Consider the following 3,963-nt stretch of genomic DNA (forward strand, 5'->3'; position numbering starts at 1 on the left):
CGCCATCGGCGAGCGCCATGGCGGGCGCAGCCCCCGCCCCGTCCATGAGCGAAATGGCGGCAAGCGCGAGCAGGCGCGGGCTCTCGCCTCCGACCGCGGCGACGAGCGCCGCGCGGTGCCGCAGCACGCTGTAAACGAGTTCGCTGACCGCCGCCCTGTCCTTGGACCCGGCGAAACGGCTCTTGCGGGCCCAGGCGTCGAACACGCGATCCGCCGGATGCCTCGTCTCGTCGATGGCGGAAAGAATATCGATCGCCGCCTGCAGGCGGGCCCCGGGGGTCATGTCCTGGCCGTCAAATCTTTAGGTGCCGGTGCCGGGATAGTTCGGCGCCTCGCGGGTGATCTTCACGTCATGGACATGGCTCTCGCGGAGCGAGGCCGACGAGATGCGCACGAACTTCGCGCGCTCCTGGAAGTCCCTGATCGTGGCCGAGCCCGTATAGCCCATGGCTGCGCGCAGGCCGCCCACGAGCTGGTGCACAACGTTGCCGACCGGGCCCTTGTAAGGCACTTGTCCTTCAACGCCTTCTGGCACGAGCTTCAGCGAATCCTTCACATCCTGCTGGAAGTAGCGATCCGCCGAGCCGAGCGCCATGGCCCCGACCGAGCCCATGCCGCGATAGGCCTTGTAGCTGCGGCCCTGATAAAGGAAGACCTCGCCGGGGCTCTCGTCCGTGCCCGCGAAGAGCGACCCGATCATGGCGCATTCGGCGCCGGCCGCGATGGCCTTGGCGAGATCGCCGGAATATTTGATGCCGCCATCCGCGATGACGGGCGTGTCGAACTTGCGCGCCACCTCGACCGCATCGAGGATCGCGGTGAGCTGCGGCACGCCGATGCCGGCCACCACGCGGGTCGTGCAGATCGAGCCCGGCCCGATGCCGACCTTGATCGCATCGGCGCCCGCGTCGATGAGCGCCCTCGCCCCGTCGCCGGTCGCGATGTTACCCGCCACCACCTGCGTGACGTTGGAGAGCTTCTTGATGCGCTCGACCGCCTCGGAGACGCGCTCCGAGTGGCCATGCGCGGTATCCACGATGATGACGTCGGCGCCTGCCGCGATCAGCGCCTCGGAGCGGGCGAAACCCTCGTCGCCCACCGTCGTCGCGGCCGCGACGCGCAGGCGCCCCTGATCGTCCTTGGTCGCGTTCGGGTGCAGGTGGGCCTTCTCGATGTCCTTGACCGTGATGAGGCCGATGCAGCAATAGGCATCGTCCACCACCAGCAGCTTTTCGATCCGGTGCTTGTGGAGGAGCCGCTTGGCCTCCTCCTGGCTGACGCCGTCCTTCACCGTGACGAGATTGTCCTTCGTCATCAGATTGCGGACGGGTTCGCGCGGGTTCGAGGCGAATCGCACATCGCGGTTGGTGAGGACACCCGCGAGTTTCCCGGAATGCTCGACGACGGGAATGCCCGAAATGCCGTGCTGCTGCATAAGCGCGAGGGCTTCGGCCAGCGTCGCATCCGGCTCGATCGTGATGGGGTTCACGACCATGCCCGATTCGAACTTCTTGACCATGCGGACCTGTTCGGCCTGGTCCTCGGGCGACATGTTGCGATGGAGAACGCCGATGCCGCCGACCTGCGCCATGGCGATGGCCAACCGGCCTTCGGTCACGGTGTCCATGGCGGCGGAGATGAGCGGGATGCCGAGAGATACGGAGCGTGTGAGCCGCGTTCGCGTATCGGCCTGACTTGGCAGTATGGAGGAGGCCGCTGGCAGCAGGAGAACGTCGTCGAACGTCAATGCTTCGCGGATATCCAAGCCAACCTCCTGTCCCGAATGCCGGGAGCCTTATCGTGTGTTGGCGCTGGCTTCTACCACCCTTGTTCGCAATTGCAAAGGAAGATTGAAATCAGGCCGCTCATTCCTCTCCTGGCCGGATGGCGGATCGCAAGTCATGCCCGCGACCGGCACGCCGACAAAGCTCAGGCAGATTCTTCGCTTCTGCTCCGAAAGCCTTGCGCCAGCACATACATTTCTGCCGAATCGGCCCGGCTCGCCTTCGGCTTCACATGCCGCACGGTGTGAAAGTGCTGCTTGAGGAAGTTCAGGAGATCGTTCTCCGTTCCGCCGCGCAACACCTTGGCGCAGAAGGTGCCGTTCTCGCTCAGCACCTCGGTTGCGAACTGCGCCGCCGCCTCGCAAAGCGCCATGATCTTCAGATGATCGGTCTGGCGGTGCCCCGTCGCATGCGCGGCCATGTCGGAAAGAACGACATCCGCCTCGCCGCCGAGCACCTCCTTCACCTTTTCGTCGGCGCCGTCCGACAGGAAATCGAGCTTCATGATCGTGGCGCCCGGCATGGGTTCCATGTCGAGAATATCGACGCCGATGACGCGGCCCTGCCGCTCGCCGCGGCCGTGGAGCGACTTCACACGTTCGACCGCAATCTGGCACCAGCCGCCCGGCGCCGCGCCGAGATCGACCACGCGCGCGCCCGGCTTCAGGAAGTGGAACTTGTCGTCGAGCTCGGAAAGCTTGTAGGCCGCGCGGGAGCGATAGCCCTCTCTCTTGGCGGCGTGGACATAGGGGTCGTTCAGTTGGCGCTCGAGCCAGAGCGTCGATGAGAGCGACCGCTTCTTCGCCGTCTTCACACGCACCTTGAGCGTCCTGCCGATCGGTCCGCTGGCCGATTTCTTCTTTTCTGTCATGCAGTTGCCCCAGTCTGCTCGTGTTTTGCCCTCGCTCCGCCGCGCGAGCGCCGCCGCCGCCGCCTGCCGCGCGCCGCATCGGCATCCATCAGCGAAAGGAGGATACCCTCCCTCAATCCCCGGTCGGCCACGCGGAGCCGCTCGGCAGGCCAGGCCCGCGAAATCGCCTCGAAGATGGCGCAGCCCGCAAGCACCAGGTCGGCTCGCTCGCGGCCGACGCAGGGGTGCGCGGCGCGGTCCTCATACTTCATGGTGAGGAGATTGCGGGTCACGCGGTGGACATCGCCCGGCGTGATCCAGACCCCGTCCACCCGGTTGCGGTCGTAGCGCGGAAGCCCGAGATGAACGCCCGCGATGGTTGTCACCGTGCCCGACGTGCCGAGGAGATGAAAGCCGCCCAGCGGATTGCCCCCATCCTCGCGGAGGGCACTCAGCCGCTCCATGAAGGGCGCGATGCGCGCGCTCACCTCGTCCACCATGAGGTCGTAGATAGACCCCGGCACATCGATTCCCCCATGGCGCTCGGCCAGCGTGACGACACCGCAGGGAAGCGAAGTCCAATCCTCGATGCGGGGGCGCTGGCGGCCGAAACCGGCGCCGTTGCGGCCGTCCGCTCCCATGTTCACCCAGATGAGCTCCGTCGAGCCGCCGCCAATGTCGAAGACGAGCGCCGAAGTGCAGGCGCGATCGAGAAGCGGCGCGCAACCAGCGACGGCGAGCCGCGCCTCGTCCTCGGTCGAGACGATTTCGAGCGAGAGGCCCGTTTCCCGCTTCACCCGCTCGATGAAGTCGGCGCCATTGCCGGCAATGCGGCAGGCCTGAGTCGCGATCAGCCGCGAGCGGGTGACGCCGCGCCGCGCCATCTTGTCGGCACAGACGCGAAGCGCCTCGACGGCGCGGTCCATGGCTTCATCGCCGAGACGGCCGGCCGACGAAAGCCCTTCGCCAAGGCGCACGATGCGGGAAAACGCATCGACGACGCGAAAGCCGTCGCGGCTGCGTCTCGCGATGAGCAGGCGGCAATTATTGGTGCCGAGATCGAGCGCGCCATAGACCGGGCCGTCATCGCCCGGCGCGTGGCGGGACGGACGGTTGCCCTGCCCGCGCGGACGCGCAGCGCCTGTGGCTGTGTTGGACGCCGGAGATGCCTGCTGATCCGCGCGCTTGCCTCGCCCACGCGAGCGGCGGCGTTTGCGTGCCTTGCGGCTCACAGGCTGGGAAGCGCCATTATCGGCAGCCGGGGACGGATCGGCGCCCCGCTCACGGGCGGATTGCGGCGCGGTTTCCGACGGACCGGCCTGGGCCGCC

At 67.0% G+C, this 3,963-nt stretch carries 3 protein-coding genes and 1 pseudogene; all 4 read right to left on the minus strand.

What is annotated here, in order from left to right:
• Positions 1 to 283, minus strand: a pseudogene (locus WBG82_RS08970) (MFS transporter); the annotation flags it as partial.
• A gap of 18 nt (positions 284 to 301) precedes the next feature.
• Positions 302 to 1,765: an IMP dehydrogenase gene (guaB, locus tag WBG82_RS08975; RefSeq protein WP_424423937.1), complete on the minus strand. Its 1,464-nt coding sequence runs from the start codon at positions 1,763 to 1,765 to the stop codon at positions 302 to 304.
• A 164-nt stretch (positions 1,766 to 1,929) separates the two neighbouring features.
• On the minus strand, positions 1,930 to 2,655 hold the full coding sequence (locus WBG82_RS08980; RefSeq protein ID WP_424423940.1) for an RlmE family RNA methyltransferase: 726 nt from the start codon (positions 2,653 to 2,655) through the stop codon (positions 1,930 to 1,932).
• Positions 2,652 to 3,963: Ppx/GppA phosphatase family protein (locus WBG82_RS08985; RefSeq protein WP_424423943.1), on the minus strand; the 1,312-nt coding region annotated here is incomplete at its 5' end. The genes WBG82_RS08980 and WBG82_RS08985, both read right to left, overlap by 4 nt.

Source organism: Parvibaculum sp. (assembly GCF_049671045.1).
Lineage (GTDB): Bacteria > Pseudomonadota > Alphaproteobacteria > Parvibaculales > Parvibaculaceae > Parvibaculum.